Raw genomic sequence first — 4,942 nt, 5'->3', positions numbered from 1 at the left:
GCGCCCTGCAGGCCCAGCCCAAGGCCGGCCGCGACGACGCCCTGCGTGCCCTGGAGGCATCGGTGCGCGACAGCCTGGGCGCCGATGCGCGGGTGCAGGCGGCCGGCGGCGGCGAGGCGGTCGGCATCGCGCTGCGCGGCGTGCCGGCCGAGGCGCTGGCCGACTGGCTGGCACAGGCGCGCAGCAACGCCCGCGCCGTGCCGCGCGAGGTGCATCTCACACGCAGCGCGGCGACCGGCGCGGACGCTGCCGCCGCCAAGGCACCCGGCACGCCGGCCGCCGTGCGCTGGGACGGCACGCTGGTCATGAACCTGCCCAACCGCTGAACCACATGGCCCGCCGCGACGCGCTGCTCCCCGTCTCGCACGCCGCCGGCTGGCGCTGGGCGCTGCTGGGCGGCCTGCTGGGCGTGCTGGCGGCGCTGGCCGTCTGGGCGCCGGCGCGCTGGCTGGCCGGCGCACTGGAAGGCTGGAGCGGCGGGCACCTGCGCCTGGTGCAGGCGCGCGGCACCGTGTGGAACGGCAGCGCCGGGGTGGTGCTGGCCAGCGGCGCCGGCGGCGCCGACCCGGTCTCGCTGCCGGGCCGGCTGGCCTGGCGGCTGCGCCCGGCGCTGGACGGCGTGCGCGGCCGGCTCGACCTGCCCTGCTGCACGCCGCAGGGCCTGGGCTTCCGCGCCCAGGTGGCCGGCGCAGCCGGCGCCGGCTGGCGCCTGGCCTGGCAGGACGCGCCGTCGCGCTGGCCGGCCGCCATGCTGTCCGGCCTGGGCGCGCCCTGGAACACGCTGCGCCCGGAAGGCACGCTGGACCTGCGCACGCGCGGCTTCTCGCTGCGCTGGCGCGACGGCCGGCTGGACTTCGACGGCGCGGCGACGGTCGACGCGGTGGACATCTCCTCCAGCCTGTCGACGCTGCGCCCGATGGGCAGCTACCGCGTGGCGCTGGAGGGCGGCCCCGCCGCCAGCCTGCTGCTGACCACCACCGAGGGCAGCCTGCAACTGGCCGGCAGCGGCCGCTGGACGGGCCGCGCCATGCGCTTCAGCGGCGAAGCCGCGGCCGCCCCCGGCAGCGAGGACGCGCTGTCGAACCTGCTGAACATCATCGGCCGCCGGGAAGGCGCCCGATCCATCATTTCCCTGGGCTGACCCATGACCCTTCCTTCCCTTGACCGCCTGCGGCCGGCCGTGCTGGCCGCATCGATCCACCTGGCGCTGCTGGCGGCCTTCCCCGCCGTCGCGCTGGCGCAGGCCGGCCAGGCAGCAGAACAGCCGGTGCGCCGCGGCGAACCGATCACGCTGAACTTCACCAACGCCGAGATCGAGGCGGTGGCCCGCACCATGGCCGTGATCACCGGCCGCGACGTGGTGGTGGACCCGCGAGTGAAGGGCACGATGAACCTGCACACCGAGCGGCCGGTGCCGCCGGCCGCCGCGTTCGACCAGTTCTCGGCGGCGCTGCGGCTGCAGGGCTTCGCCATCGTGCAGGCCGATGGCCTCTACAAGGTGGTGCCGGAGGCCGAGGCCAAGCTGCAGACGGGCACCGTCGCCACCTCCGTGGGCGCGTCCGGCGGCGCGGGCGACAACCAGATCGTCACGCAGGTGTTCCGCCTGCACCACGAGTCCGCGGCCAACCTGCTGCCGGTGCTGCGTCCGCTGATCCCGCCCAACAACACGATCAACGTCAACCCCGGCAACAACTCGCTGGTCATCACCGACTACGCCGGCAACCTGCGGCGGCTGGCGCGCATCGTCGCCGCGCTGGACGTGCCCAACGCCTCGGACATCGAGGTCATCCCGCTGCGCCACTCCGTCGCCACCGACATGCTGCCGCTGGTGCAGCGGCTGGTGGACGGCGGCAGCGGCACCGGCCCGGCGGGCGCCGTGCCGGCCGCCGCGGGCGGCGGGGCCGACACGTCCTTCCGCACCGCGCTGCTGGCCGACCCGCGCAGCAACGCGATCATCGTGCGCGCCGCCAACCCGGCGCGGGTGCAGCTCATCCGCACGCTGGTCGACAAGCTGGACCGCCCGCCGATGGACACCGGCAACGGCGCCGCCGGCAACATCTACGTGGTCTACCTGAAGAACGCCGACGCGGTGCGGCTGGCGACCACGCTGCGCGCGGCCATCGCCAGCGGGCAGATCTCGGCCACCGGCCAGCCCGTGGCCGCGGGCGGCGGCGGCGCCGCCAACCCGGCGGCGCCCATGCTCAACACGATGGCGCAACTGGGCGCGCAAGGCAGCAACGGCATGGGCGCCAGCAGCGCCGCCACGGCGCCGGTGAACAACGCCAACCAGCCCTCCACCGGCGGGCAGATCCAGGCCGACCCGTCGACCAACTCGCTGATCATCACCGCGCCGGAGCCGCAGTACCGGCAGATCCGCGCCGTCATCGACCGGCTCGACAGCCGCCGCGCGCAGGTGCTGATCGAGAGCCTGATCGTGGAGGTCAACGCCGAGCGGGCGGCCGAGTTCGGCGTGCAGTGGCAAAGCGCGCTGGGCAACAGCGGCGACCGCAACGTCGGCGTGATCGGCACCAACTCCAGCCTGGCCGGCGCCAACATCATCGACCTGGCGGTGGGCCTGGCGACCGGGAATCCGACGACGCGGCCCTCGTCGGGCTTCAACTTCGGCATCGGCCACCGCATCGGCGGGCAGTACGTGCTGGGGCTGGTGGCGCGCTTCCTCTCGGCCAACGGCGAGGGCAACGTGCTCTCGACCCCCAACCTGCTGACGCTGGACAACGAGGAGGCCAAGATCGTCGTCGGCCAGAACGTGCCCTTCGTCACCGGCCAGTTCACCAACACCGGCAGCGCGACCACGCAGGTCAATCCCTTCCAGACCATCGAGCGCAAGGACGTCGGCCTGACGCTGCGCGTGCGCCCGCAGATCAGCGAGACGGGCACGGTGAAGATGACGATCTTCCAGGAGGTCTCGGCCGTGCTGGCGGGCACCGAGAACGCGCCCAACGGACCCACCACCACCAAGCGCGCCATCGAGTCCAGCGTGCTGGTGGACGACGGCAGCATCATCGTGCTGGGCGGCCTGCTGTCGGACGAGTATTCCGCCAACCAGGAGAAGGTGCCCGGCCTGGGCGACGTGCCGGTGCTGGGCAACCTGTTCAAGAGCGAGGTGCGCAGCCGCCGCAAGACCAACCTGATGGTGTTCCTGCGGCCCACCATCGTGCGCGACCAGCTCTCGGGCGACGCCGTCACCGCCGACCGCTACGAGCAGCTGCGCGCCCTGCAGCAGGCCAGCCAGCCGGCCACCGACAACCCGATGCTCAACGCCGTGCGTTCGTCGGCGGTCCTGCCGCCGCTGCCCGAGCTGGGCGCCCGGGAGGGCGACCCCTCGCGCCGCGTCGAGGGCACGCGCCTGATCCCGCCGCCGCTGCCGCCGGCCGCGCGCCCGGCGCCGCCGAGCGACTGGGACCCGATGCGCGGCGCGCCGCCGCCCACCGCCGATCCGGCCACGCAACAGCGCATGCCATGAGCCCCCGCCCGGCCGTTCCGAAGGGGGCTCGCGCCGCAGCGCGCCAGCGCGGAGGCATCCAATGACCTCGCCGGCTGCTGCCCGCTACCCGCTGCCCTACGCCTTCGCACGCAGCCAGCAACTGCTGCTGGAGTGCGGCGACGACGGCGCCTGCACGCTGTGGATGCCGGTGGGCGCCTCGCGCAGCGCCGTGGGCGAGGTGCTGCGCAAGCACGCCGTCGCCGGCTTCCAGACGCTGCCGGCCGACCAGCTCGCGCAGCGCATCAGCGCGGCCTACGCGCAGGGCGAATCCAGCGCCGCCGCGGTGGTCAGCGAGGTGCAGAGCGACGCCGACCTCACGCGCATGATGCAGGAGTTGCCGGCGGTCGAGGACCTGCTGGAGTCGGCCGGCGACGCGCCCATCATCCGCATGCTCAACGCGCTGCTGACGCAGGCCGCGCGCGACGGCGCCAGCGACATCCACATCGAGCCCTACGAGCGCCACTCCTCGGTGCGCTTCCGCATCGACGGCACGCTGCGCGAGGTGGTGCAGCCCAACCGCGCGCTGCACGCGGCGCTGATCTCGCGGCTGAAGATCATGGCCGACCTGGACATCGCCGAGAAGCGCCTGCCGCAGGACGGCCGCATCTCGCTGCGCATCGGCACGCGGGCGGTGGACGTGCGCGTGTCCACCCTGCCCTCGGCGCACGGCGAGCGCGCGGTGCTGCGTCTCCTGGACAAGTCCGAGAGCCGGCTCACGCTGGAGGCGGTGGGCATGCAGGGCGCGCAGCTCGCGCGCTTCCGCGGGCTGATCACGCAGCCGCACGGCATCATCCTCGTGACGGGGCCGACCGGCTCGGGCAAGACCACCACCCTCTACGCGGCGCTCGGCGAACTCGACGCCAGCCGCAGCAACATCATGACGGTGGAGGACCCGATCGAGTACGAGCTGCCCGGCATCGGCCAGACGCAAGTCAACGCCCGCATCGAGCTGACCTTCGCCAAGGCCCTGCGTGCGATCCTGCGGCAGGACCCGGACGTCATCATGATCGGCGAGATCCGCGACTACGAGACGGCGCAGATCGCCATCCAGGCCTCGCTCACCGGCCACCTGGTGCTGGCCACGCTGCACACCAACGACGCGGTGAGCGCCGTCACCCGCCTCACGGACATGGGCGTGGAGCCCTTCCTGCTGTCCAGTTCGCTGCTGGGCGTGCTGGCCCAGCGGCTGGTGCGCCGGCTGTGCACCGCCTGCGCGGTGGACGGCCCCTCCGGCCGCGAGCCGGTCGGCTGCGAGGCCTGCGGTCACACCGGCTACCAGGGCCGCACCGGCATCTTCGAGATGCTGGTGGCCGACGACGCCGTGCGCGCGCTGGTGCACGGCCGCGCGGCCGAGAGCGAGCTGCTCGCCGCCGCCGAGCGCGCCGGCCTGCAGTCGATGCGGCAGGACGGCGAGCGGCTGGTGGCCGCCGGCGTCAC

General features: G+C 74.1%; 3 protein-coding genes and 1 pseudogene. All 4 read left to right on the top strand.

The window, feature by feature from the left end:
• Positions 1–326, top strand: a pseudogene (locus tag ACIY1X_RS19785) (type II secretion system protein M); the annotation flags it as partial.
• A 5-nt stretch (positions 327–331) separates the two neighbouring features.
• The gene (gene gspN, locus ACIY1X_RS19780; RefSeq protein ID WP_038207471.1) at positions 332–1,141 is read left to right on the top strand and encodes a type II secretion system protein N; all 810 of its coding nucleotides are present in this window, start codon (positions 332–334) and stop codon (positions 1,139–1,141) included.
• A 3-nt stretch (positions 1,142–1,144) separates the two neighbouring features.
• On the top strand, positions 1,145–3,484 hold the full coding sequence (gspD, locus tag ACIY1X_RS19775) for a type II secretion system secretin GspD (protein WP_038207468.1): 2,340 nt from the start codon (positions 1,145–1,147) through the stop codon (positions 3,482–3,484).
• A gap of 61 nt (positions 3,485–3,545) precedes the next feature.
• On the top strand, positions 3,546–4,942 hold a 1,397-nt coding region (gspE, locus tag ACIY1X_RS19770), incomplete at its 3' end, for a type II secretion system ATPase GspE (protein WP_399683813.1).

This window comes from Xenophilus sp. (assembly GCF_044462705.1).
GTDB classification, from domain to species: Bacteria; Pseudomonadota; Gammaproteobacteria; order Burkholderiales; family Burkholderiaceae_C; genus Xenophilus; species Xenophilus azovorans.
Note: the sequence above shows the minus strand (reverse complement) of the source record. Positions and strands in the feature narration are given on the sequence as shown.

What these genes read in the sequence shown, in the direction of transcription:
- gspD (WP_038207468.1), top strand. Translation starts at nt 1,145, where the DNA reads ATGACCCTTCCTTCCCTTGACCGCCTGCGGCCGGCCGTGCTGGCCGCA.
- gspN (WP_038207471.1), top strand. Translation starts at nt 332, where the DNA reads ATGGCCCGCCGCGACGCGCTGCTCCCCGTCTCGCACGCCGCCGGCTGG.